This window comes from Pseudomonas sp. gcc21 (genome assembly GCF_012844345.1).
Lineage (GTDB): Bacteria > Pseudomonadota > Gammaproteobacteria > Pseudomonadales > Pseudomonadaceae > Halopseudomonas.
Genome location: NZ_CP051625.1, coordinates 666773 through 692112, shown reverse-complemented (window position 1 = coordinate 692112; position 25340 = coordinate 666773). Strand labels below are relative to the sequence as shown.

Sequence of the window (25340 nt, the reverse complement as noted above, 5' to 3'; positions counted from 1 at the left end):
TTAAATGAAATGGCCTCCATAAAACCCGGTGTGATTCACTCCCTTAGTGGAGCGAACTATCTCCTTAACTTTCTTTACAGTGATATGCAATATGTAGCCAGGCAAGTCGACACATTTCAGAAACTCAAAAATTACGTGGTTACCAAAAGAATGGGCTTGAAAAAGGGTTTGAGCAATATCATTTGCCTCTTCTACGTCCTGAAACCCATCCCATGCACGATGCTTATTATCACCATTTTCAGATATACCTATGTATATATCTCCACCACCGGCATTTGAAAATGCAGAAACTGTTTCTGAGAGCTTCGCTGGCTTTATTTCTTTTGCTTTAACATCATTAAGGTAGTTTTCTTCTACATTAATTATTTTTTCGGCTTGTTCTCTGTCGATTTCGTAAACAGGGTACATTTATATCTCCAACTTACGATTTTACGGTAGTTTTGGCTAACGCTCGCAGCACGGGCAAATTTGTAGCGCAGCGGAAAATTTGTCCCTGTGCCTGCGATTGTTATGAGCCTTGAATTCAATCGATAGCAGCAAAATTAAGACCAGAAACCATTTGCGATATGTTTAGGTTTTTCTTTATGCAGAAGAGTCTAATCATATCCCAGACATTACTCTCACACCCTTGCAAGACAATCCAGAATACTGGTTGACCATCATCAAGATTATCAAAACTTAAAACCCCCGAGCGTTCTATCTCTTGGAAAATTGAATGCAGGTAATTTCGGTCTAGCTGCGTAACACGCTCAATTTCATATGGATCAACGTATATATTCTCGGTTTCTCTGCCCAGAAAATTTAATTCGTACTTTGCCCTAGACAAGGAAATTGCAAAAACCTGTTTTGCATCCGGCGAAAGAGAAGCAAGCCTATCTAAAGCTGAATTAAACGCTATTACTTCTTCGTCGACATGCTCCGGTTCACGAAAATCTTCTCCAAAAACTTCAATGTATAGAGTTCTCAGACTAGAAAGCTTACCAACGACTATGCCTGAGGTCACATCGGATATGGTAGACTGCATTTGGTGAACAAAGCGGTCAATATTGCTGTATATTTCCTCATGCTGCCGCTTTATTTCTTGCAATCTTTCAACAGGATAAACCTGCTCTTTGTTAGTTTCTACGTGATGATCATAGCACATCAACATCAAGTTTTCGAAGGATCTGCGATCCTCATTAGACATATTAGGATTAAATCGCTCGCCACCTGGTAAGGCTGCTTCAATGTGACAAATCTGGCCAACGAAATTACCTTCGTTGTTGAACATGGGATGACAGCATCCTGGGAAAGCACATTGATTACCTGATAAAGAATATAATCTTCTCAAAGTATCTGAGGATGGCTGTAGCCTTTTAGGTGTCTCCATAAACTTTAACTATCCTTCTATGTCCGATATGGCGCTTCATAACAGTGATTAGACGGAATTCAATCATATTGCATATTCGTTGCTTCCGGATAACAACACTGTTTCCCTCGTACTGCCGACCCGAAAGTACCCGAAAAACAATCATCTACAACCAATGATGCCGCCGGCACCGTAATCGCATGACTTCCACATTTCGTGATTCCTACGAGGGACCAGGGTCCGTTTCGCCCCCTCAGCCGCATGAAAGCTCTGGGCGCGCTACCGCCCTACCCGTTTTCAACGGGCATAGGCGTGCCTTGATAGCGCAATCGTGAGACAGGAAACGGCTGTCCTTGCCGCTAGGCGGGCGAGTCGATGGCGTCCCTTGCCGGCTTCGAACATATAACAGCATTGCGGGTATTACTAACCCGCACACAGCCGGCAGCGTCTTGCCTGATCCATACCCCCGCCCGCCCCCTTCTGCTATCATCGCACCCCTTTCATCAGCTAACCGGAAAGTACCCAAACGCCCATGTCTCAGAATGCCAGCCAACGCCAGATTCTTGTAACCAGCGCCCTGCCCTATGCCAATGGTTCGATCCATCTGGGGCATATGCTCGAGTACATTCAGACGGACATGTGGGTGCGTTTCCAGAAGCTGCGTGGGAATCAGTGCATTTATGTATGCGCAGACGATGCCCATGGTTCCGCAATCATGTTGCGAGCGGAAAAAGAAGGCATCACGCCTGAACAGCTGATTGATAACGTGAAGGCGGAGCATTCAGCCGATTTCGCCGACTTTCTGGTCGATTTTGATAATTATCATTCCACGCATTCGGAAGAAAACCGCGAGCTGTCTTCGCTTATCTACGAACGGTTGAAAGAAGCCGGCCATATCAGCACGCGCTCGGTGACCCAGTACTTCGATCCCGAGAAGAAGATGTTTTTGGCCGACCGCTTCATCAAGGGCACCTGCCCGAAGTGTGCTGCCGAAGACCAGTACGGCGACAATTGTGAGAAATGCGGTGCCACCTACGAGCCCACCGAACTGAAGGATCCGCGTTCGGCTATTTCCGGCGCTACGCCGGTGCTGCGCGACTCCAAGCATTTCTTTTTCCGCTTGCAGGACTTCTCCGACATGCTCAAGCAATGGACCCGCAGCGGGGCCTTGCAGGAGTCGGTAGCGAACAAGATCTCCGAATGGCTGGATTCCGGCCTGCAGGAATGGGACATCAGCCGGGACGCGCCCTATTTCGGCTTCGAGATCCCCGGCGAGCCCGGCAAGTATTTTTACGTATGGCTGGACGCACCGGTCGGCTACATGGCGAGTTTCAAGAATCTGTGCGCGCGCCGCCCGGAACTGAGTTTTGATGCCTACTGGGGCGCCGACTCCACCGCTGAGCTGTACCACTTCATCGGCAAGGACATTATCAATTTCCATACCCTGTTCTGGCCGGCAATGCTCGAAGGGGCGGGGTTCCGCATGCCTACGGCGGTCAACGTACACGGTTACCTGACGGTCAATGGACAGAAGATGTCCAAGTCCCGCGGCACCTTTATCAAGGCGCGGACCTATCTCGAACATCTGTCGCCCGAGTATCTGCGTTACTACTACGCAGCCAAGCTGGGACGCGGTGTGGAAGATCTGGATCTGAGCCTCGAAGACTTCGTCCAGAAGGTCAATTCCGACCTGGTCGGAAAGGTCGTCAACATTGCCAGTCGCTGTGCCGGTTTCATCCACAAGGGCAACGGCGGCGTAATGGTTGCGGCCAATCCCGCACCGGAGCTGACCGACGCCTTTGCCGCCGCTGCGCCCGGCATTGCCGATGCGTACGAAAAGCGTGATTTTGCCCGCGCCATGCGCGACATCATGGCGCTGGCTGACAAGGCCAACGCCTACATCGCTGACAAGGCGCCCTGGGCGTTGAACAAGCAGGAAGGCAAGCAGGACGAAGTTCAGGCGATCTGCTCGCTGGGCATCAACCTGTTCCGTCAGCTGGTTATTTTCCTCAAGCCCGTTCTGCCACGCCTTGCCGCTGACGCCGAAGCCTTCCTCAACGTGCCTGAGCTGACCTGGAACAGCCACCAAACACAGCTCGCCGATCACCAGCTGAACCCGTTCAAGCCGTTGCTTACGCGGATCGAGCCGGCGAAAATCGACGCCATGATTGCAGCCTCCAGGGAAGATCTGGGAGCAGCTACCGAAGCCGAGGCTTCGACGGGCAATGGTGAGCTGGCCAAGGAACCGATTGCCGAGGAAATCGATTTCAATGCATTTGCTGCGGTTGATCTGCGCATCGCCCTGATCGAGAAATGCGAATTCGTTGAAGGCGCGGACAAACTGCTGCGTCTGACGCTGGATATCGGCGACGCCAAGCGCAACGTGTTTTCGGGTATCAAGAGCGCTTATCCCGACCCGAGCAAACTCGAAGGCCGGCTGACGCTGTACGTGGCCAACCTGGCTCCGCGCAAGATGAAGTTCGGCGTATCCGAAGGGATGGTGCTGGCAGCTGGCCCCGGCGGCAGAGAAATCTACCTGCTCAGTCCCGATGCGGGCGCCAAACCGGGGCAGCGGGTCAAATAAAATGGCTGGAAGCTGGAAGCTGGAAGCTGGAAGGGTGAGATTGGCGTTGTTGGCCGGTTGTTGCGCTCGGTTCGGGCGACGAAAGGCAGCGGCCATAGCGCTATAGGTGTCCTTGATCAATGTTCCCAGCGACTTCAAACACGGTTAGATGACATGACGGAATTTGCCCTGATCCTGGTCAGTACCATACTGGTCAACAACTTCGTACTGGTGCAGTTTCTCGGACTCTGTCCGTTCATGGGCGTGTCCGGCAAGCTGGAAACGGCCATCGGCATGTCGATGGCAACGACCTTCGTACTGACGCTGGCGTCGATTCTCAGCTATCTGACGTTCCAGTACATTCTGGTGCCCTTCGAGCTGGAGTTTCTGCGCACCATCTCCTTTATCCTCGTGATCGCTGTGGTGGTGCAGTTCACCGAAATGGTGGTGCACAAGACCAGCCCCCTGCTCTATCGCGTGCTGGGCATCTTCCTACCGTTGATTACTACCAATTGCGCCGTGCTCGGCGTAGCGCTCTTGAATACCAACCGCGCCGAACAAACCTTCATGAAATCAGCCTTCTACGGCCTCGGCGCAGCGATCGGCTTTTCGATGATTCTGATCCTGTTTGCGGGCTTGCGTGAGCGCATCGCCATCGCCGACGTTCCGACGCCTTTCCGCGGCGCGGCCATTGGCATGATCACCGCTGGCCTGATGTCCCTGGCGTTCATGGGCTTCACTGGACTCATAAGGTTATAAGCATGGGCATCGTCGTTACTGCCATTCTTGTACTGCTTGGCCTGGCGCTGATATTCGGCGCGATCCTCGGCTACGCCGCGATCCGTTTCAAGGTTGAAGGGGATCCGATTGTCGATCAGATCAATGCTGTGCTGCCGCAAACGCAGTGCGGTCAGTGTGGCCACCCCGGTTGCAAACCCTACGCCGAGGCCATCGCCAATGGCGGCGATCCAATCAACAAGTGTCCACCCGGTGGCGAAGCCACCATCCAGGCGCTGGCTGACCTGCTCGACGTCGAACCGCTGCCGCTGGATGCCGAACACGGCGAAGAAAAACCGCGCATGGTTGCCTATATCCGTGAAGCCGAATGCATCGGCTGCACCAAATGCATTCAGGCGTGCCCAGTCGACGCGATCCTCGGGGCCGCTAAACAGATGCATACCGTCATCGTCGACGAATGCACGGGTTGCGATCTGTGCGTCGAACCCTGCCCGGTGGACTGCATCGACATGTTGCCGCTGCCGACTACGCCGCAAAACTGGAAGTGGGATTATCCCTTGCCTGGCAAAACCCTGATCGCTACTGATGCCCAGCGAGGCGCCGCATGACCCGAGCTACGCCGATCAAGATCTGGGATATTCCCGGCGGTATTCATCCGCCTGAAAACAAGCATCAGTCCACGGCCAACGGACTCGAAATCGCGCCGTTGCCGGCGCGTTTGATACTTCCGCTACAGCAGCATATCGGTGCACGCGCCGAACCGGTCGTCAGCGTTGGCGACAGAGTACGCAAGGGACAACTTCTGGCCGAGGCCAATGGTCTGGTCAGCTGCCCATTGCATGCACCGACTTCCGGGACCGTCACTGCCATCGGGCCTGCGCCCTACCCCCACGCCTCCGGCCTGGAGGAATGGGCGATAACGCTGGAAAGTGATGGCCGCGACGAATGGACTGACCTCGAGCCGATCAAGGATTTCCGAGCGCTGGAAGCAGCGCCCCTGCTGGAGATTATCCGGCTGGCGGGCATCAGTGGCCTGGGCGGAGCGGGTTTTCCGACGGCGGTCAAGATCAATGCGCGACCGGAGCAGAAGATTCACTCGCTCATCATCAACGGCACCGAGTGCGAGCCCTACATCACCGCAGACGATACGGCGATGCGCTACATGGCCGCTGAGATCGTCGCCGGCATCGAAATCCTCATGCACATCCTGCGTCCTGAGGAAGTGCTGGTCGGCATTGAAGACAACAAGCCTGAAGCCATCGCTGCGATGCGGGAAGCGGTTGGTGAGCGTGATATACGCATCGTGCCCTTTCCAACCAAATATCCGTCCGGCGGCGAGAAACAGCTGATCCAGATTCTGACCGGCAAGGAAGTACCCAGCGGCGGGCTGCCCGCCGATATCGGCATGGTCTGTCAGAACATCGGCACGCTATTGGCTATTCACGATGCGGTGCTCCTGGGCCAGCCGTTGATCAAGCGCATCACCACGCTGACCGGCGAAGCACTGACGCATCCGACCAATGTCGAGGCGTTGATCGGCACTCCCATCCGCGATCTGCTCGAATTTGCCGGTCTGCAACCGGACCGTTTGTATCGACTGGTCATGGGCGGCCCGATGATGGGCTTTACCCTGCAAAGCATGGACGCGCCGATCATCAAGACCAGCAACTGCCTGCTCGCCGGCACGCAGGAAGAATTACCGCCACCGCCCGTTGCACAGCCCTGCATACGCTGCGGTCTGTGCTCCGAAGCCTGCCCGGCAATGCTATTGCCGCAACAGCTGCACTGGTTTGCACTGGGCAAGGAATACGACCAGCTTGAACGTCTCAACCTGTTCGACTGCATCGAATGCGGCTGCTGTTCCTACGTGTGCCCCAGCAGCATTCCGCTGGTGCAGTATTACCGCGCAGCCAAGTCCGAAATTCGTGCGCTTGAGCTGCAGCAGCACAAGGCCGAGCATTCCAAGCAGCGATTTGAGCAACGCCAGCAGCGCTTGCAACGCGAGGCCGAGCAGAAAGAAGCCGACCGCAAGGCCCGTGCTGACAAGGCTGCCCGCATGAAAGCCGCCAAGGAAGCCGGTACGGCCTCGCCTGACACAGCCGCTCCCGCCGAGCCGGACGTTGCCCGTGTCACAGCGCAGAAGCCCGCGGGCCTCAACGCCGAGCAGAAGCAGCTGAAGATTGCCGCCGCTACGGCACAAATGGCACTAAAGAAGGCGCAGAAGCAGGTTGCCGCCAACCCGGATAATGCAGAGCTGAAAGCGCAGGTTCCGGTACTTGAGCAGGCCTGGCGCGAGGCGCAGCAGCGCTTTGATGCCAGCCTCGGCGAAGCCTCGGTTAAAACCACGCCGGCACCTTCGGCCGCTGCGGATGACGAATCCAAACGGCTGAAGATTGAAGCCGCGATGCTGCGCGCCAGTCTGAAAAAAGCTGAGCGCGCTACCGGCGATACGCCCACCGAGGAGCAGGAGAAGGAAATCTACGCCCTGCGCGAGCAAGTCGCCGTAGCCGAAGCGCGCCTGCCCAAGGAAACCGCAACAAAGAAACCGGTGGACGAGAACCTGAAGAAAGCCAAGCTCGACGCAGCCATGGCCAAAGCCGCGCTGAAGAAAGCCGAACGCGCCCAGGCTGATAATCTGGATGACCCCGCGTTACAGGAAGAAGTCGAACGCTGCCGGGATGTACTGACCGAGGCGCTGAGAAAGCTCGAACAGGCGGAGGCCAATACCAGCCAGCCTGTACCGGAGCGTGAGCGAGTCGACAAGAAACCCATCGATGAAGCAACGCGTCAGCGCAAAACCGAGCTGGCCATGGCCAAAGCAGCCTTTAAAAAAGCCGAGCAATCGTTCAAGCAGGCGCAGGAAGCCGGCGCCGATATAAGTTCGGCGCAGGCTGAGCTGGATCGCACCAAAGAAGCGCTGAACACGGCCGCCAAGGCGCTGGCCGAACATAGAGCCAGCAAGGAGACTGACTGATGGCGCTGGTTCGCATGACCTCGCCCCATGCACGGGGTAACAACCGCACCCAGACCATCATGCTCTGGGTGGTTGCGGCGACGCTGCCCGGCGTGTTGGCCATGACCTGGTTCTTCGGCTTCGGCACGCTGATCAATATCCTTCTGGCCAGCGTGGTCACCCTCGGCGTTGAGGCCTTGATCCTCAAGCTACGCAAGCGGCCGGTATCGTTCTTTGTCACGGACGGCAGTGCACTGGTAACGGCCTGGTTACTGGCACTCGCATTACCGCCGTTGGCGCCCTGGTGGCTGGTCGCAATCGCCGCGAGTTTCGCTATTGTATTTGGCAAACAGCTGTACGGCGGATTGGGGCAGAATCCGTTCAATCCGGCGATGCTCGGCTACGCCGTGGTGCTTATATCCTTTCCGGTCGAAATGACCTCCTGGCCCGCGTGGCGCGGCATCGAGCAGAGCATCCCCGACGTCTCCGCCACGCTTGGTCTTATTGACGCCCTCCGTCAGGTGTTTGGCTTTTCTGCCCAGGCGGTTGACGGTTGGGCGCATGCCACACCGCTGGACATCCTCAAGTCCAACAGCGGCTTGACCGTCAACGAACTGGCTGCCAGCCAACCGGTGTTCGGAACGCTGGGTGGAAATATCTGGGAGTGGGTCAACCTGGCCTATCTGGCTGGCGGTCTGTTGCTGATCTACAAACGCGTTGTGTCATGGCATGCGCCGCTGGGCATGCTGGGTACGTTGGCAGTCATGAGCCTGCTGTTCTGGGGCGGTAGCGGTTCTGACTCGAATGGCTCGCCCATGTTTCACCTGCTCAGCGGCGCGACCATGCTCGGTGCGTTCTTCATCGTTACCGATCCGGTGTCCTGCGCCACCAGCAAACTGGGCCGCGTAGTGTTCGGCATCGGTGTCGGTTTGCTGGTCTATATCATTCGCGCCTGGGGCGGATATCCCGACGCGGTGGCCTTTGCGGTGCTATTGATGAACCTCGCCGCCCCGACTATCGATTACTACACCACTCCGCGCACCTATGGCCATCGCAAGGCCGAGCGCGGCATGGGCAAGGTTGACTGATATGGAAAATCCAGCCACAGCCGGTCACTCAGTGCTGCGCAATAGCATCATCCTCGGGATCTTCGCGATGGTCACCGTCGGCTTGATTGCCGTGACGCAGCAGAGCACCGCTGACCGCATTGCTGAAGAAATTCGTCGTGCGCAGATGAGCGCATTGACCGAGATCCTGCCTGCCGAACAGCATGACAATGACATGCTCAACGACACCTTCATGGTGGATGACCGTGAATTTCTGAATTTGCGCGGCCCCGCTGAAGCCTATCGCGGCAGGCAGGACGGGCAAGTCGTTGCAGTCATCCTGCCGGTGATTGCACCGGACGGGTACAGCGGACGTATCGATTTGCTGGTCGGCATTCGTGCTGACGGCGAGCTGGCCGGCGTGCGGGTTCTCAATCACCGGGAAACCCCGGGTTTGGGGGACAAGGTCGAGGTTGCCAAGAGCCCGTGGATCCTGAATTTCGACGGCAAAAGCCTGAGCATGCCAGCCCCGGAGAACTGGGGTGTGCGCAAGGACGGTGGTGCCTTTGATCAGTTCACCGGGGCAACTATCACACCGCGCGCCGTGGTTCAGGCCGTCTACCGCGCGTTGCAATACTTCGATGAAAACCGCGACAGCCTGCTTGAGCTGTCCAACCAGGAGCCTGCCAATGGCTAGCACCCGATTTTCTGACATTACCGCTGACGGCTTATGGCATAACAATCCCGGGCTGGTCCAACTGCTCGGCCTGTGTCCGCTGCTGGGCGTCAGCAGCACTGCAGTGAACGCGCTCGGTCTGGGTCTGGCGACCATTCTGGTACTGACTGGCTCGAACCTCGCCGTATCGATCATCCGCAGCGCCGTGACGGATGCGGTGCGATTGCCCGCCTTCGTCATGATCATTGCCGCATTGACCACCTGCGTCGAGTTGTTGATGCAGGCGTTCACCTACGAGCTGTACCAGATCCTGGGTATTTTCATTCCGCTTATCGTGACCAACTGCGCCATCCTGGGCCGCGCGGACGCCTACGCGGCCAAGCATCCAGTGCTGCCCTCATTACTCGACGGCTTCATGATGGGGCTCGGCTTTGCACTGGTGCTGTTGGTATTGGGATCACTGCGCGAGCTGGTCGGTTACGGCACGCTGTTCAGCGGTATGGACCTACTGCTGGGACCGTTCGCAGCGGACTGGCGCGTCGTGGTGTTCCCGAATTACAAGGAAGTGCTCTTCGTTATTCTTCCACCAGGTGCCTTTGTCTTCATGGGCTTGCTGATCGCTTTGAAGAACGTCATCGACGCCAGGGTAGCAGAGCGTGCCGCGGCACAGGCTGCGCAGCCAACAGCCGGTGGCAAACGCGTGCGGGTGACCGGAACGATTAGCTAGAATGAACAAAGCCAAACGCTACGAAATTTTCCGCCGGCTGCGTGAAGACAACCCCAACCCGACCACCGAGCTGAACTTCAGTACGCCCTTCGAGCTTCTGGTGGCGGTCACGCTGTCGGCACAGGCCACCGATGTAGGCGTGAACAAGGCGACCGCCAAGCTGTTTCCAGTCGCCAACACCCCTGAAGCCATCTATGCCCTGGGCGTGGACGGCCTGTCGGAATACATCAAGACCATCGGCCTGTACAACACCAAGGCTCGAAACGTGATCGCTGCCTGCAAAATGTTGATCGATCTGCACGGCGGGCAGGTTCCGGAGGATCGCGCCGCCCTCGAAGCCCTGCCCGGGGTCGGGCGCAAGACGGCGAACGTGGTTCTGAATACTGCCTTTGGGCATCCGGAAATGGCTGTGGACACCCATATCTTCCGGGTCAGCAACCGGACGCGCATCGCGCCGGGCAAGAACGTAGTCGAGGTAGAAAAGCAGCTACTCAAGCATGTGCCCAAGGAATTTCTCGTCGATGCGCACCACTGGCTGATCCTGCACGGCCGCTACGTATGCAAGGCGCGAAAGCCTTTATGCGGTAGCTGCCTCATCGAAGACCTGTGTGAATACAAGGCAAAGACTGAGGACTAGCGGGCAATTCGATATTTTTGCGCGTTTTGATTGAAAAATTCTATTTCCGCTGATCGCGGCCAGCCGCTATAAGGTGCGCAAATGGCATCTTCATAGTGGAGTTGAGTCATGGCTAAAGCGAAAGTTGAACTGGAACTGGATGATGATGATTTTGTTGAAGAGGATGACGCGCCAGAGGCTGACTCAGCGCCCAACTCCAAGGCAAGTCTGACCAAACGCCGTCTGATCGATAATTATCTTGAGGAACGCAGACTGCAGAAACAGTTGACTGATTACGACTTCGAATAAAACCGAGGCGGAAGGGCTTATCCCCCTTCCGTTTTTGTTTGCAAGCGCGTCGATGACGGCCGCTATCATCGGCCGTTCTGGCCTCGCTCCGACCTATTGACCCTCCTGCCGCCAATTAGCGAAATCAATCGCGAAGATTATTGTTTTCTTTTTGCTTGTCCGGCCGACAGCCCCTAGTATCACCTCATTAAGAATGATTCTTATTCATTTCGAGGTACACCATGGTCAAGACAGCTACTTTTGCGCTAATGCATTTCTCCATCGCATTTTGCGTGGTCTATGCCATGACCGGCAGCTGGTTGCTGGGTGGCGCGGTTGCGCTTGTTGAACCTGCTGTAAATACTGTTGCCTATTACTTCCATGAACGGCTCTGGCAGCGGATTGAATATCGCAAGCTGTTGCGCAGGGAGAGGACCTCTCAGCCGATGATGCATGCCTGATCAACATACCGGTTGGCCCAGGGTCTGCTGACGTTTCGCAACGCAGGACGAAACGACGACAGCCTGACCGAAAGAGGACGCATTCGAGGCTCTCGTTCGGGTTATAGTCGGCGCATTCAACCGGAAGGAAATATGAAAAGAATCATAGCAACCGCGACTTTGAGCATTGCGCTGTTTGGACATTGCGCCGCCCAGGCTGAGGATTTCAGCTACAGCGAAGAAAACGCCTTCATGGCGACCATCGCCAGTACGCCGCCGCAGCAGGCAGCACCCGTTCCCGCCGAAGTAGATGTTCAACAGGACAATCTGTCCGTTCGGGTGTTGCCTGACCGCGCGCTCCCACCTGTTCTTTCGGGGTTTGACGAGCTTGATTTCAGACTTGCCTGGCAGGATGAGCCGGCCCCTTTGATGTTTCTGATTGCCGGTACCGGTTCCGGTTTCGATACGGCCCGCATGGACTATCTGAAGCGGGTGTTCTGGCAAGCCGGCATGCACGTGATTGTTCTGTCTTCCCCGACCAACCATGATTTCATAGCCGCCGCATCACGTTCCGGCCTGCCCGGTCTGGGCCGGCGCGATGCGCGTGACTTGCATACCGCCATGTCCATGGCAGTGGAGAAAGCCCGCGAAACCAAGGGCATCGAGATCACCGAATACCATATGGCCGGCTTCAGCCTCGGCGCCCTGAACGCTGCGTTTGTAGGCGAGCTGGATCAGCAGCTTGGCCAGTTCGATTTCTCGAAAATCGTTCTACTGAACCCGCCCGTCGACCTTTACACCTCGGTGACGCGCCTGGATGCCCTGCCCTATACCCGCGTTGAAGGCGTGGACGGCACCGATAACTTCTACGAACACATCTTCGACAAACTCTCACGCTATTACGCCAAGCGCGGCACCATCGACGTTCAGGCTGGGCTGTTTGCCGAGATCCAGGCCTCGGATGAAGCCCTGACCGATGCCGAACTGGCCATGCTGATCGGCGCGGTATTCCGCTTCGCCGCGGCTGATCTTAGCTTCATGTCGGATGTGATCAACCGCGGCGGCCTTTACGTCCCGGTCGATGAGAAGCTCAAGGTCAGTACCTCGCTGACGCCCTACCTGCGCCAGGCACTGTTCTGCAATTTCAGATGCTATATGGAGACCCAGCTGTATCCGGACTGGCAGACACGCAACGCTGACCAGAGCATTGAAGACATGTCGCAGGAATCCAGTCTGCGCAGCATTGAAGACTATCTGCGCGACAACCGGGATATCGCCATGGTGACCAATGCGGACGACTTCATTCTGACCCGGGAAAATTACCAATACCTTGCGGAGCTTTTCGGCGAACGGGCATTCATCTATCCACGGGGCGGGCACGGCGGCAATCTACAGCACAAGGACGTCGTGGCGCGCATTCTTTCCTTCGTGGAGGCCACTGATAATGAATAAGCTCGCAGCAGCAACTGCATTCGCCCTGCTGGCATCCACCAGTGTCCAGGCACAGACCGCCAACGCCCCGCAGTATCGAGATCCATTGGAGACACTGGAGATCAATCGCGAAGCGACCGAATACCAGTTCGAGCGCTCAAGCTTGCGCGCGTTGAAGGTGCATGACCCCATCGAAGGCTTCAACCGTCGCGTATACCGCTTCAACGCACGCTTCGACGAGTATGTGTATCTACCAGTCGTTCGCGGCTATGTCTGGGCCACTCCACGTTTCCTTCGCACCGGCGTTTCGAACGTTTTCAGCAACCTGGGCGACGTATCCAACCTGGCCAACAGCCTTGCGCAGGGCCGCATTCAGAAGAGCGCGCGTACTACATCGCGGTTGCTACTGAACACGACGCTCGGGGTTCTGGGAATATTCGATGTAGCCAGGGCAATGGGGCTGCCGCAGGAATCGGAGGATTTTGGCCAGACGCTCGGGACCTACGGCGTACCGCCCGGCCCCTATCTGGTCATTCCTTTCCTGGGGCCCTCTTCGCTGCGTGACGGCACAGGGCGCCTGGGAGACTGGGCCATTCAGGATGAGGTCGATTTCCTCAATAACCGCGAGCACAAGAACGAGCACAAATGGTCCTACGGACTCCAGGCCGTTGACCTGCGTTACCGGACACCCTTCCGTTATGGTGCGCTGGACAGCCCGTTCGAGTACGACCAGGTCCGCTATCTGTACACCAAGTTGCGCGAGCTGCAGATCAGTCAGTAATCAGGGACAGCGCCAGGTACCCTCGGGTGCCTGGCTCTGATGATGTGTGACAGCAAGCCGGCTTGACGGGCCAGAAAGGGCCGGCCGGGCGAATACAAGCCAGCTCTGCTTTGCCACGTCCCTGTGGAAACCCTAGCCCACCCGAAAGATGATGTGGTCTTCCCAATCGTCTTCGTCTACGGCCCCTTCGGCGAGCATACGCCCCGCCTGCGAGACGCCGACCTGGTGTACCGCCTGGCGGTTACCGCACACAAGATGATGCCACGGGGGCAGATCATCGCCCTCGGCGACCAGTCGATAAGCACAGGTTGGCGGCAGCCAACCGAAGTCTTTGGCGTCCTTGGGCGTTAATTGAATGCAATCGGGTACCTGCTTGCGCCGGTTTTGATAGTCGCTGCACTGACAACTGTCCCGATCCAGCAGCTTGCACGCCACCCGGGTGTAATAGATAGCGGCGGGGTCGTCCTCGTCCTCAAGCTTCTGCAGACAGCACAGACCGCAGCCGTCACACAATGACTCCCATTCCTGCTGATCCATCTCGGCGAGGGTCTTGCGCTTCCAGAAGTCTCTAACGCGCTCCGCCATGCTCAGGCCTCCTCGCCGATCACATCGGACAGCCACAGGATCAGCTGTTCGAAACTCACCGGCCAGTCGAGCTCATCGCCGGTGTCTTCACGTTTGAGAACAGGGATACGCAGCTGGTAGCGCTCCATCAACGCCGGGTCTTCGGTGATATCCACCTCGTTAACCCGCACGCCATTGCCGACAAAGGGTTGCAATAGCGCAGCCGCGGCCTCGCATAGATGACACGCGGTGGTACCGTACAGAGTGATGGTCAGCGCAGAAGACATGACAGTTCCGGGAATTATGGCAAAGCCGGCTATTCTACTCCGGATTGCCGGCGCGCTAAATCTCCGCCGACGCTTGGCAGTCCTGCGGGCATGTCACATACTCCGGGCAAATACGGGGAGAACGGAATGGATTGGGAAACACTGCTGTGCCGGGAACGCCTCGGCAAACCAGCCGCAAGCTCGGATGAACTCGGGCGCACGCCCTTTCACAAGGATCATGACCGGGTCATCTTCTCCGGCGCCTTTCGCCGGCTAGGCAAGAAAACCCAGGTTCACCCAGTCTCCAGCAATGACCATATCCATACCCGCCTGACTCACAGCCTGGAGGTCGGCTGTGTCGGGCGCTCGCTCGGTATGCGCGTCGCCGAGATGCTCCGTGGGGAGTTACCCGAATGGTGCGAACCCGCAGACATCGGCGTTATCGTCCAGGCCGCCTGCCTGGCTCACGATATCGGTAACCCGCCCTACGGACACTCCGGCGAGGATGCTATCCGGCACTGGTTTCACCAGGCCGAGAATCAGGGCTGGCTGGATCCGCTGACCGACGCACAAAAACTGGATTTTCTGAACTTCGAGGGCAACGCCCAGGGTTTCCGGGTTCTGACGCAGCTGGAGTATCACCAGTTCGAGGGCGGCATGCGCCTTACCTACGCCACGCTCGGCGCCTATCTGAAGTATCCGTGGACCTCGCGGTACGCTGACAGTCCCGGCTACAAGAAACACAAGTTCGGTTGCTATCAGGGTGAGTTCGCGCTTCTCGAACAAATCGCCGCCAAGCTCGGCCTGCCCGCGCAGGATGAACACAGTTGGGCACGGCATCCGCTGGTGTATCTGGTCGAGGCGGCAGACGATATCTGCTACGCACTGATCGACCTGGAAGACGGCCTGGAAATGGAGCTGCTGGCGTATTCCGAGGTAGAGGGACTGCTGCTGGACCTGGTCGGTGACGACCTGCCGGAAACCTACCGCCAGCTCGGCCCCATGGATTCAACACGCCGCAAACTGGCGATACTGCGGGGCAAGGCAATTGAACATCTGGTCAATGCCGCCGCCGAAGCTTTCGTTGAGCAGCAACCTGCTCTGCTCGCTGGCAAACTGCCCGGCGACCTGGTTGAGCATATGCCCGCCAGGGCGCGCCACTGCGTGCTGGAAGCCAAAAGTATCGCGCGCAAGAAGATATTCCAGGACAAGCGCAAAACGCTGCATGAGATTGGCGCCTACAGCACGCTGGAAACGCTGCTGGACGCCTTCTGCGGCGCGGTCAATGAACTACACACCGGCTCGCATCTCAGCTTCAAGCATGAACGCATACTCGACCTGATGGGCAACAACGCACCGCGTCAGGACTGGGATCTGTATAGCAGTTATATGCGGGTCATCGACTTCATCGCCGGGATGACCGATTTGTATGCAGCAGATATCGCGGCGCGGATTCGCGGGATAAATCCCGGGTAACCGGCGGCAAACCCGAATCCCCCCTAGCCCCCCTTTTGCAAAGAGGGGAACTTGGCCGTGCCAGTCGGGCCGACATGTGCCTGTGCGAGCTCTATGCGGCCGGCGATGATGAAAACTCGCAACCGCTCAAAGCGCCCTCAGCAGAATAGCTGCTGAAGGAATCTGTGAGGACGGCAACGAACACTAGCCAGTGGCGATAACGAAATCGGCCCCCGACAAAAAGTGCTAAACGGATCTGAAGTTCGGCGGCAAGCACCCGGCCGCAGGCGATAACTATAGTCCGCAGCAGCGCAGACCAGTTCCCCCTCAAAGTGCCAAACGGATCTGTAAGTTCGGCGGCAAGCACCCGGCCGCAGGCGATAACTATAGCCCGCAGCAGCGCAGACCAGTTCCCCCTTTGACAAAGGGGGCTAGGGGGATTCGGGTTTACGCGGTTCGCGAACCTCGCCCCGATTGGCCATCGTCAGCCGCTGCAGCAGCTGATCAACCAACACCAGATGCGCAGTGATTGCATGGGTGGCAGTCTGGAAGAAGGTCGCCGCGCGAAGCCGGTTACCCCCTTCGGCTGCCAACAATTGATCAATGAGCTCAAGCAAGCGGTCCAGGCAATCTTCGGCCTCCTGCACTTTGGTTGTCATGTGCTGACGTAAGGACGGGTCGGCGTGCAGTTGTGCGAGTGGCAGGTAGGCCTGCTCTGCGATTCGCATACGTAGCGCCTCCAGCTCTGTTCGCAGTGTCGAATCATCCGCGCGACGCACAAGAATGCCTGAGCCAATGGCACGGGCCTGGCCTAGAAGCTCGGTGTGCTCGAGCAGCTGCAACCAGCACCCGACAGGCTGTGTGGCGAGGCCGCCCAGGCATTCGAGGTCATGCCGATCGGCGATGTCTCGGATCACCTCGAGCAATAACGCCAGCATCCGATTGTGCAAGCGCAGGCTTGTCTCGGCGCTGACCTCCTGCTGCTGTGCGCTTTCAATCTGGGCCCATCGGGCCAACGCCTGATGCCAGCCCGGATACCATTGCAGGCTGCCTTCGTGAGCCTGACAACGTACCAACTGACCGGAAACTTCCTGATGTACCGCCCAGCGTCGGGCCTGCCAACTGCCCTCGCCCGACATTTCGCCAAAGCTTAACCCCCGATGCTGCTGCACCAGTTCCAGCAACTGCCGCAGGCAAGCTATACGCTCGAGTTCACGCACGCAGGCTTGACCGCGCTCGTGCATACGCTTGCGACGAGAATGCAAGAGCAGCGAAGCGGTCAGAAGAATCAGAAGAGCGAGCGCAACAGTGCCGAGGACCATGTTTGCGCTCCAGGAAGGATCAGGACGCGTCCGGTTGTTCCGAACGATCAGAGAGTAACTCGATGCGGTAACCGTCCGGATCTTCGACGAAGGCCAGCACACTGGTGCCATGTTTCATCGGGCCCGGCTCGCGAACTACCTTGCCACCGGCTTCGCGGATCTGCTCGCAGGCTTTATAGACATCATGCACTTCGATAGCGATATGCCCGTAACCGGTACCCAGCACGTAATGATCGGTATCCCAGTTGTGGGTAAGTTCGAGAACTGCATTCTCCGCTTCGTTGCCGTAACCGACAAAGGCCAGAGTGAACCGGCCTTCGGGATAATCCTTGCGACGCAGCAGCGTCATACCCAGCACCTCGGTATAGAAGGCGACGGATTTGTCCAGGTTACCGACGCGAAGCATGATGTGTAGGAGTCTCACGCGAATCTTTCCTCGCTTGTCGAAATGAATAGAGGGGCTCAGCAACTGAGGAGAGACCCGCCATCAGATGGCCGGCCTCGTTCTCGTGTGCCGCTGATATCAGAGCAGCTTGCGGCCCTTGCTGGCAGCAATACGCATGCGCAGCGCATTCAGTTTGATAAAGCCGGCTGCATCGGCCTGATCATAGGCACCCGCGTCGTCTTCAAAGGTGGCAATAGCAGCATCAAACAGCGAGTCGTCAGACTTGCGGCCCGTAACGATGACGTTACCCTTGTACAGCTTCAAACGTACAACACCGTTCACATCAAGCTGGGACGCATCGATCATCTGCTGCATCATGACGCGCTCCGGGCTCCACCAGAAACCGTTGTAGATCAGCTCGGCATACTTGGGCATCAGGCTGTCTTTCAGGTGGGCAACTTCACGGTCCAGGCAGATGGACTCGATCGCGCGGTGTCCCTTGAGCATGATGGTGCCGCCGGGGGTTTCGTAGCAGCCGCGGGACTTCATGCCGACAAAACGGTTTTCGACGATATCCAGACGGCCGATGCCATTTTCGCCGCCTACCTTGTTCAGATACGTCAGCACTTCGGCGGGGCTCATCTGTTTGCCGTCAATGGCGACGATGTCACCCTTGCTGTAGGTCAGTTCGATGTAGGTCGGCGTGTCCGGCGCGGCTTCCGGAGATTTGGTCCAGCGCCACATGTCTTCTTCATGCTCGGCCCAGGTATCTTCCAGAACACCGCCTTCATAGGAGATGTGCAGCAGGTTGGCGTCCATGGAATACGGGGATTTCTTCTTGCCGTGGCGCTCGATCGGGATGCCGTGCTTGGCGGCGTAGTCCATCAGCTTCTCGCGGGACAACAGATCCCACTCGCGCCAGGGAGCAATAACCTTGACGCCGGGCTTGAGTGCGTAAGCGCCCAGCTCGAAACGTACCTGATCGTTACCCTTGCCGGTGGCGCCGTGGGAGATGGCATCTGCACCGGTCTCGTTGGCAATCTCGATCAGACGTTTGGCGATCAGCGGACGGGCAATGGACGTGCCCAGCAGATATTCACCTTCGTATACGGTGTTGGCGCGGAACATGGGGAACACGAAATCACGCACGAACTCTTCGCGCAGGTCATCAATATAGATTTCCTTGACGCCCATCGCCTGAGCCTTGGCGCGGGCCGGCTCGACCTCTTCGCCCTGGCCGAGGTCGGCTGTGAAGGTAACCACTTCGCAATTGTGAGTGTCCTGCAACCACTTGAGAATTACCGACGTATCCAGTCCGCCCGAATAGGCCAGGACGACTTTTTTCACATCAGTCATTACGCGCTCCCTTGAAGGTTCATTTCCGTCGCCGCTGAGAGCGCCGGTCAAAGGCGCTATTCTAGCGCCCGGCAGCGAGGAATCACAGAGCGGATACGTTTGGTGGAGTCAGCGATTGGCTATAAGGAGCCACTCGCTGGTCGGTGAATGAGGCGACCCTGTGGCGGAGCGTGCGACCCAGCAGAGCAACTGGCCCGCAGCCTTCGATCAGAGCACCATGACCGCCAGCCAGCCGAAGGCAATCAGTGGCAGGTTGTAGTGCAGAAAGGTGGGCACGACCGTGTCCCAGATATGGTTGTGCTGGCCATCCACGTTGAGACCAGCGGTCGGCCCAAGCGTTGAATCCGATGCCGGCGAGCCCGCATCGCCCAGCGCGGCTGCCGTACCTACAAGCGCCACAATCGCCAGCGGGCTGAAGCCCAGCTGCAGCGCCAGCGGCACGTAGATGGCAGCAATGATAGGAATGGTCGAAAATGAAGAACCAATTCCCAGCGTAATCAGCAGGCCGACCAGTAACATCAACAACGTTGCCAATCCTTTGCTATCACCGATCATCTCGGCGGAGCTCGCCACCAACGTCTCGATCGAACCGGTGGCGCGCATGACTTCAGCAAAGCCGGCCGCAGCAATCATGATGAAGCCGATCATCGCCATCATTTTCATGCCTTCGGTGAAGACGTCGTCCGCCTCGCGCCAGCGCACCACACCGGATACGGAAAAGATCACAAACCCGGTCAGTGCGCCAATAATCATCGAATCAAGCAGCAGCTGGACAACGAACGCGGCAGCTACGGCAAGCAGAGCGACAACCAGCGACAGCGGGTTGTAGCTCACGCTTTCGCCACCCGTTTGCTCGATACGCGAAACGTCATAGCTGCGCGGGCGCCGGTAGCTGATGAAGATCGCCACCAGCAAACCACACAACATGCCGAGCGCCGGCAACCCCATCGCCTGCATGACGTTGACCTCGCTGACATCGGCGCCGCTCTCGGTGAGATTGGCCAGCAGGATGTCGTTCAGGAATATCCCGCCGAACCCCACAGGCAGGAACATATAGGGAGTGATCAGACCAAATGTCAGCACACAGGCAACCAGCCGGCGATCCAGGTTCAGCTTCGCCATGACCATCAGCAGGGGCGGGATCAGCAGCGGAATAAAGGCGATATGAATGGGCAGGATGTTTTGCGAGGATAACGCCACCGCCAGAATGACACCCAACAGCATGATCTTGAGCAGACCGTGCCCCGCCTCGTTTCGCTGACTGATCATGCCCAACGCGCGATCAGCCAGTGCATGTGCCAGTCCGGACTTGGCGATTGCCACCGCAAAGGCGCCCAACAGCGCGTAACTCAAGGCCACGTTGGCGCCTTTGCCGAGCCCGTTCTGGAAGGCTTCGAGCGTTGCCTCAAGGCCCAGTCCGCCCACCAGCCCGCCGGTTACCGCCCCGAGAATCAAAGCGACAACCACGTGCACCCTGCACAAGCTCAGCACCAGCATCACTGCAACAGCTATGACTACGGCGTTCATCGTTGGAGTTCCTGTATTTGCTTACAGACTGCCAGACCGGCGCTGGCTGAAGGGCGCGTACTCTGCCGCATAGCCCGAATGCTGTCAAAAAATGCCCTGCTGGGTACCCTTCGCGCCCCTACCCTACCAAAGTCTAATTCCCGCGAGCGAATCAGTGGATATGCCCCGCTTCCGCAAGCAAGCGCTCAAGAACAACGTTTGAAGACACTCTCTGCGCTAACGCCTGATTCCACATGGGCCAGCGCTTGGCCAATGTTCGACCAAGGTCTTACGGTCGGGTCGCCAAACGCGTGCTTTATTGAGTGGCGCTGCCGGTTGATGCCGGTTCGCTACCATCAATCAGGAGAATAATAATGAAAAAGCTTGGCAAACCCAGCGCTCTGGCCGCTGCCGTCGCCCTTTCGCTCACCCTGCCTTCCTCGCCGGGCGCCCTTGCGTCCCCCTTCGTTGATGATGCCAGTGGTTCACTGCAGCTGCGTAACTACTATTTCAATCGGGATTTCCGCGATACCGGGGCGCGACCGCAAGCCGAGGAATGGGCGCAGGGCTTTATTTTTCGCGGCAAATCCGGTTATAGCCATGGCGACCAGGGGCTGGGGTTGGATGTTCACGCAGCGCTGGGTCTGAAGCTGGCGTCCGATGACGATCACGCCGGCACAGCATTGCTACCCAATGCATTGGGCGACGAAGGCCCGGACAGCTATAGCCATATCACCTTCACTGCCAAAGCCAAGATCTCCGAGACCGAACTCAAGGTAGGCGGGCTGACCCCGTCTGTCCCGGTACTGCAGGCCAGCGACATCCGCTTGTTGCCGCAGACTTACACCGGTGCGGCGCTGACGATGAACGAGATCAGCGGGCTGGCGTTACAAGCGGCTCAGCTGCGTGAATTCAATCAGCTGAACAGCACCAATCGCGAAGATATGATCGCCAACATTGGCGGCACCTCTGACCGCTTCAACTATTTCGGTGGGGCCTATACCTTTCCCGCACAGTCCTCCGACTCCACCACACTGGGGTTGTGGCGGGGTGATCTGGATGGCGTCTATGACCAGAACATGATCAACCTGCTACACAACATGACGCTCGGCGACTGGAAAGTCGGCGCCAACCTGGCCTACTTCGACAGCGACATCGAAGCCGGCAGCACCGACAACAAGATGAAGTCCGTGATGCTCTCGGCCGGCACCGGTGCGCATACCTTCCGGCTCGGCTACCAGCATAGCGATGGCGACTCCGCATTCCCCTATATAGCGTTGAGCAACCCCTATGTCGCCAACTATATCCAGATACTGGATTTTGGCCGTCCTGACGAGAAGTCCTGGCAGGCCCGCTATGATCTTGATTTCGCTACGCTCGGGGTTCCTGGCCTCAAGGGTCTGGTGCGCTATGTCAGCGGCGACAACATTGATATCGCAGTTGCGGACAAGGAATGGGAACGGGATATCGACTTTACTTACACCGTTCAGAATGGTCCGCTGAAAAACGTCTCCATTCAATGGCGTAACGCGATGGTCCGCTCCGACGTAGCCGGTGACATAGACGAGAACCGGCTGATCCTCAACTACACCATCGCACTGCGGTAGGCGAATCCTGGAGGTGTAGCGCGCCAGCGCTACACCAGCCTTGGCATCGCAACCCTCCCCATCGGCGCATCCGAATGGGGCCCGCGGTGCGTACCGACCCCTGGACCGCGAGCCCGGACCGCCCTGCGGGTGTAGCGCGCCTTGCGCTACGCCAGGTCTGGCTACCGCACCCAACGAGTCGACTCAACACCCCAAAGCTGCGCCTGCAGCGCTTCGACGTGTAATATTGCGATCCAATTGTTTTCCCGGCATGCATAGAGACTTAACGCATTCATGGTCGCCATTCACGTACCCTCCCCCGCACTGACACTCCGGGCCGGCCACAGCGCCATCGAACACATCCGCCAGAACGGGTTGCAACCCACAGACGTGCACATGATCCCCGGTGCCGCTGGCGGTCCCAAGGCGCTGGGTATTCAAGGGCTGGATCTGGCACTTTTTGGAGACTGGCTACCGCGTGCCGATCAACCCCGCAGTCTGATCGGCGCCTCGATTGGCAGCTGGCGGTTCGCTGCGGCCTGCCTGCCGGATGCGGTTGCTGGCATCAAACGCCTGGGAGAGCTCTATACCACGCAGCGGTTTCCTCGGGGCATCAGCGTTGCAGAAATCAGCCTGCGATGCGGCGTTATGCTCGATGACCTGCTCGGCAACGAGTTCGAGCAGTTGCTACGCAACCCCCTGTATTACCTGAACGTGGTGGTGGTCCGCAGCCTTGGCCTGCTGCAGCATGATTCGCGTTCCCGACTGGCGCTTGGGTTGGGTGGCGTGATGGGTGCCAACCTGTTGGGACGTCGGTTTCTCAAGCGACACTTCGAGCGCGTCATTCTGCACGACCCGCGGTTGCAGCCTCCGCTCGCTGCGCTGGTCGATTTCAACAGCACTCACGTGCACCTGAGCCCCGCCAATATGCGCCAGGCCTTGCTGGCTTCCGGATCAATTCCTATGGTGATGGAGGCAGTACGTGATATTCCGGGCATGGCAACGGGCGCTTATCGCGACGGCGGCCTGCTCGACTATCATCTGGACTTGCCCTATCAGGCGCCGGGCGTGGTGCTGTATCCGCACTTCATTGACCGCATCGTACCCGGCTGGTTTGACAAGACGCTGCCCTGGCGGCGCGGTAATCTTCAACAGTTGAAGGATGTATTGCTGATGGCGCCGTCCCGTGAATACCTCGCTTCCCTGCCCTACGGCAAACTGCCGGATCGCAAGGACTTTACCCGGTTTATGGATGATGACCTCAGCCGGGAAAGATACTGGCGCACGGCGATGGCGGAGAGCGCCCGACTCGGTGACGAATTCCTCGAACTTGCAGAAAGCGGTCAGCTGATTGACCGTATCCAGCCGCTTTAGATGCTGCGATACATGGCACTGCCAAGGCCCAGCCGCTCTGCGCTGGACGATGGCCTGATACTGATGCGGTTGGCGGTGTTGTATAGCGCCCTAGGCTTGATCAGCCATTATTTCGCAGCCTGGACAATGCGCCAGGTCGGTCAGCAATTCCATATCGATAGCCAGTTCCTGATGCTGGATGCGCTCTTCGCCGCGTCGGTCATGCTGGGTAGCTTGCTGATTGCCTGGTTGTTGCAACCCGCTGCGCCACTGCGCTGGCTGTTCGGTGCTCACATCAGCCTGCGGGGCGTGCTATTGGCTGTGCTGGGCGCAACGGTGATGGTGTATGCCGCCGAGCCGCTCGCCGGCTGGTTTGATCTGCGCTTGCCCGATAGCGTACTGCTCCCGGAAGACCAGGCCAGGCCGCAAGCGGTAACGCCCCTGCTGGATCTGACCGGCAGCCGTTTATTCGCAGCGCTACTGATTGCCGTGTTGTGGGTACCCGCCGCCGAAGAGCTGATTTTTCGCGGCTGGCTATTCAAGGCGTTGGCCCAGACGCGCCCGGGCGTACTGGTGGCCTTGCCAGCGTCGACCCTGATCTTCGCTCTGCTGCATGGCTTCTACAGTCCCGGTGGCGTGTTGGTGATTGGTTTGCTGGGTCTGTTCCTGGGCTGGCTTCGCTGGCGCTACGACCAGCTCTGGCTGTGCGTACTGGCACACGCGGTGTACAACGGACTGACGCTGCTGATGGTAGCGATCCAATGAAACCCGTTGCTTACAGCTGTCCGTTATGCAGCGCGCCGACCTCGCCTTACTGCACCGACCGACGGCGCGCTTACTATCACTGCGCTGTCTGCGGCCTGGTGCATGTTCCAGCAGATTGGCATCTGGATACCCAAGCCGAACGAGCCATCTACGATCTGCACGAGAATGACACCGATGAGCCCGGTTACCGTCGCTTTCTATCGCGTGTCACCGAACCGCTGCTAGCCAGATTACAGCCGGGCAGCGAGGGCCTGGATTTTGGTTGTGGTCCTGCACCGGCGCTGGCTGCCATGCTCTCGGAGCAGAGTCATCGTGTTGCCCTGCATGACATCTACTACCACCCCGCACCCGAAGCACTGGAACGCGCATGGGATTTCATTACGGCGACCGAGGTTGTTGAACACCTGGCACGGCCAGCCTGCGAACTGGACCGACTATGGCGATGCCTGAAACCCGGCGGCTGGCTCGCCATCATGACCAAGCGTGTACGCGACCAGCAGGCATTTCAGACCTGGCATTACAAGAATGACCTGACGCATATCAGTTTCTTCAGCAATCAGACATTCGAGTGGCTGGCCGAGCGCTGGGAGGCAGAGCTGGAAATTGTCGGAGCGGATGTTGTAATGCTGCGCAAGCGCGCGCAATGATCGTTTACCTCGTAGCGATCAATCCAGTACGCGCCGGGAACCGCTGAACCAGCGCTGCCAATGACTGGCGTGCAGATTGTCGACCCGCACGTGGCCGCCAGTACTCGGCGCGTGAAGGAAGCGACCGTCGCCAACGTAGATTCCGGCATGGTTGACCTTGCGCCCCTGCATCGAGAACAACACGAGATCACCCGGCTGCAGGGAATCCGATCGCCGTGCGGGCAATGCGCTCAGGCCGGAGGTCGTCCGCGGCAGACTGACACCTGCGGATTCGCGATAGACGTAGTTGATCAGCCCGCTGCAATCGAACCCGGTATCCGGGGACATGCCGCCATAACGATAAGGCGTACCCAGCAGACTGAATGCGTGGAAAATGACGTCGTCGTACGCCTGTCCTGAAGGTGCTGGCGGGGCCGCGCTGACCTGAGGCGCATGGGTTGTCGGCGCACTGGAGCAACCTGCAATAACCAATGTTGCGGCGAGCATCATAAAACCCGGTAAACGCATGGAGCCGTCTCGATAGCCGAT

At 57.9% G+C, this 25340-nt stretch carries 26 protein-coding genes; 17 read left to right on the top strand and 9 right to left on the bottom strand.

Annotation, left to right across the window (positions count from 1 at the left end; genetic code table 11):
* Both HG264_RS03320 and HG264_RS03315 read right to left on the bottom strand, forming a co-directional pair.
* Positions 1 to 408 carry a helix-turn-helix domain-containing protein gene (locus HG264_RS03320; RefSeq protein WP_169406320.1) on the bottom strand — a complete coding sequence of 136 codons (408 nt, stop codon included), beginning with the start codon at positions 406 to 408 and terminating at the stop codon, positions 1 to 3.
* Positions 409 to 523: 115 nt separating this feature from the next.
* Entirely contained in the window at positions 524 to 1270 is a 747-nt protein-coding gene (locus tag HG264_RS03315) for a hypothetical protein (RefSeq protein ID WP_169406319.1), read from the bottom strand.
* Between the two features lie 610 nt (positions 1271 to 1880).
* On the opposite strand from HG264_RS03315, the gene metG reads away from it, so the two are divergent.
* From metG to HG264_RS03255, 12 genes are all read left to right on the top strand, one after another.
* A complete protein-coding gene (gene metG / locus HG264_RS03310) occupies positions 1881 to 3932 on the top strand; it encodes a methionine--tRNA ligase (protein ID WP_169406318.1) in 2052 nt (683 codons plus the stop codon).
* Positions 3933 to 4085: 153 nt separating this feature from the next.
* On the top strand, positions 4086 to 4670 hold the full coding sequence (gene rsxA, locus HG264_RS03305) for an electron transport complex subunit RsxA (protein WP_169406317.1): 585 nt from the start codon (positions 4086 to 4088) through the stop codon (positions 4668 to 4670).
* A 2-nt stretch (positions 4671 to 4672) separates the two neighbouring features.
* Entirely contained in the window at positions 4673 to 5257 is a 585-nt protein-coding gene (gene rsxB / locus HG264_RS03300; protein ID WP_169406316.1) for an electron transport complex subunit RsxB, read from the top strand.
* A complete protein-coding gene (gene rsxC, locus HG264_RS03295; RefSeq protein ID WP_169406315.1) occupies positions 5254 to 7623 on the top strand; it encodes an electron transport complex subunit RsxC in 2370 nt (789 codons plus the stop codon). Before rsxB ends, rsxC begins: the two co-directional genes overlap by 4 nt.
* The gene (gene rsxD / locus HG264_RS03290; RefSeq protein WP_169406314.1) at positions 7623 to 8690 is read left to right on the top strand and encodes an electron transport complex subunit RsxD; all 1068 of its coding nucleotides are present in this window, start codon (positions 7623 to 7625) and stop codon (positions 8688 to 8690) included. The genes rsxC and rsxD overlap by 1 nt, the downstream gene beginning before the upstream one ends.
* A 1-nt stretch (position 8691) precedes the next feature.
* A complete protein-coding gene (gene rsxG, locus HG264_RS03285; RefSeq protein WP_169406313.1) occupies positions 8692 to 9345 on the top strand; it encodes an electron transport complex subunit RsxG in 654 nt (217 codons plus the stop codon).
* Positions 9338 to 10051 (top strand): electron transport complex subunit E, encoded by a 714-nt coding sequence (locus HG264_RS03280; protein ID WP_169406312.1) that lies wholly within the window; start codon positions 9338 to 9340, stop codon positions 10049 to 10051. Before rsxG ends, HG264_RS03280 begins: the two co-directional genes overlap by 8 nt.
* Position 10052: 1 nt before the next feature.
* Complete coding sequence (nth, locus tag HG264_RS03275) at positions 10053 to 10688, top strand: endonuclease III (RefSeq protein WP_169406311.1); 636 nt, start codon at positions 10053 to 10055, stop codon at positions 10686 to 10688.
* 108 nt (positions 10689 to 10796) lie between these two features.
* On the top strand, positions 10797 to 10976 hold the full coding sequence (locus HG264_RS03270; protein ID WP_169406310.1) for a PA3496 family putative envelope integrity protein: 180 nt from the start codon (positions 10797 to 10799) through the stop codon (positions 10974 to 10976).
* 221 nt (positions 10977 to 11197) lie between these two features.
* The gene (locus HG264_RS03265) at positions 11198 to 11416 is read left to right on the top strand and encodes a DUF2061 domain-containing protein (protein WP_169406309.1); all 219 of its coding nucleotides are present in this window, start codon (positions 11198 to 11200) and stop codon (positions 11414 to 11416) included.
* A gap of 132 nt (positions 11417 to 11548) precedes the next feature.
* Positions 11549 to 12847 carry a serine/threonine protein kinase gene (locus HG264_RS03260; RefSeq protein ID WP_169406308.1) on the top strand — a complete coding sequence of 433 codons (1299 nt, stop codon included), beginning with the start codon at positions 11549 to 11551 and terminating at the stop codon, positions 12845 to 12847.
* Positions 12840 to 13607, top strand: a complete 768-nt coding sequence (locus HG264_RS03255) for a VacJ family lipoprotein (protein ID WP_169406307.1) — start codon at positions 12840 to 12842, stop codon at positions 13605 to 13607. The genes HG264_RS03260 and HG264_RS03255 overlap by 8 nt, the downstream gene beginning before the upstream one ends.
* 132 nt (positions 13608 to 13739) lie before the next feature.
* Here HG264_RS03255 and HG264_RS03250 read toward each other — a convergent pair whose 3' ends face one another.
* Positions 13740 to 14192: a YcgN family cysteine cluster protein gene (locus HG264_RS03250; RefSeq protein ID WP_169406306.1), complete on the bottom strand. Its 453-nt coding sequence runs from the start codon at positions 14190 to 14192 to the stop codon at positions 13740 to 13742.
* Between the two features lie 2 nt (positions 14193 to 14194).
* Positions 14195 to 14458 (bottom strand): glutaredoxin family protein, encoded by a 264-nt coding sequence (locus HG264_RS03245; RefSeq protein WP_169406305.1) that lies wholly within the window; start codon positions 14456 to 14458, stop codon positions 14195 to 14197.
* A 126-nt stretch (positions 14459 to 14584) separates the two neighbouring features.
* On the opposite strand from HG264_RS03245, the gene HG264_RS03240 reads away from it, so the two are divergent.
* Positions 14585 to 15913, top strand: a complete 1329-nt coding sequence (locus HG264_RS03240; RefSeq protein ID WP_169406304.1) for a deoxyguanosinetriphosphate triphosphohydrolase — start codon at positions 14585 to 14587, stop codon at positions 15911 to 15913.
* 410 nt (positions 15914 to 16323) lie between these two features.
* On the opposite strand, the gene HG264_RS03235 is transcribed toward HG264_RS03240, so the two are convergent.
* From HG264_RS03235 to HG264_RS03220, 4 genes are all read right to left on the bottom strand, one after another.
* Positions 16324 to 17214, bottom strand: a complete 891-nt coding sequence (locus tag HG264_RS03235; protein WP_169406303.1) for a nitrate- and nitrite sensing domain-containing protein — start codon at positions 17212 to 17214, stop codon at positions 16324 to 16326.
* 19 nt (positions 17215 to 17233) lie between these two features.
* Positions 17234 to 17638, bottom strand: coding sequence for a lactoylglutathione lyase (gloA, locus tag HG264_RS03230; RefSeq protein WP_169406302.1), 405 nt, complete (start codon positions 17636 to 17638; stop codon positions 17234 to 17236).
* A gap of 99 nt (positions 17639 to 17737) precedes the next feature.
* Complete coding sequence (locus tag HG264_RS03225; RefSeq protein ID WP_169406301.1) at positions 17738 to 18955, bottom strand: argininosuccinate synthase; 1218 nt, start codon at positions 18953 to 18955, stop codon at positions 17738 to 17740.
* Positions 18956 to 19162: 207 nt separating this feature from the next.
* Entirely contained in the window at positions 19163 to 20482 is a 1320-nt protein-coding gene (locus HG264_RS03220; RefSeq protein WP_169406300.1) for a Na+/H+ antiporter family protein, read from the bottom strand.
* Positions 20483 to 20835: 353 nt separating this feature from the next.
* On the opposite strand from HG264_RS03220, the gene HG264_RS03215 reads away from it, so the two are divergent.
* The 4 genes from HG264_RS03215 to HG264_RS03200 all read left to right on the top strand — a co-directional run bounded on the left by HG264_RS03215 (position 20836) and on the right by HG264_RS03200 (position 24812).
* Entirely contained in the window at positions 20836 to 22068 is a 1233-nt protein-coding gene (locus tag HG264_RS03215; RefSeq protein ID WP_169406299.1) for an OprD family porin, read from the top strand.
* Positions 22069 to 22341: 273 nt separating this feature from the next.
* Positions 22342 to 23421, top strand: coding sequence for a patatin-like phospholipase family protein (locus HG264_RS03210; RefSeq protein WP_169406298.1), 1080 nt, complete (start codon positions 22342 to 22344; stop codon positions 23419 to 23421).
* Between the two features lie 12 nt (positions 23422 to 23433).
* Positions 23434 to 24165: a CPBP family intramembrane glutamic endopeptidase gene (locus tag HG264_RS03205; RefSeq protein ID WP_169406297.1), complete on the top strand. Its 732-nt coding sequence runs from the start codon at positions 23434 to 23436 to the stop codon at positions 24163 to 24165.
* A complete protein-coding gene (locus HG264_RS03200) occupies positions 24162 to 24812 on the top strand; it encodes a class I SAM-dependent methyltransferase (protein WP_169406296.1) in 651 nt (216 codons plus the stop codon). Before HG264_RS03205 ends, HG264_RS03200 begins: the two co-directional genes overlap by 4 nt.
* A gap of 18 nt (positions 24813 to 24830) precedes the next feature.
* Here the strand turns inward: HG264_RS03200 and HG264_RS03195 are convergent, their stop codons facing one another.
* Positions 24831 to 25319, bottom strand: coding sequence for a C40 family peptidase (locus HG264_RS03195; protein ID WP_169406295.1), 489 nt, complete (start codon positions 25317 to 25319; stop codon positions 24831 to 24833).
* Positions 25320 to 25340 lie beyond the last annotated feature (21 nt).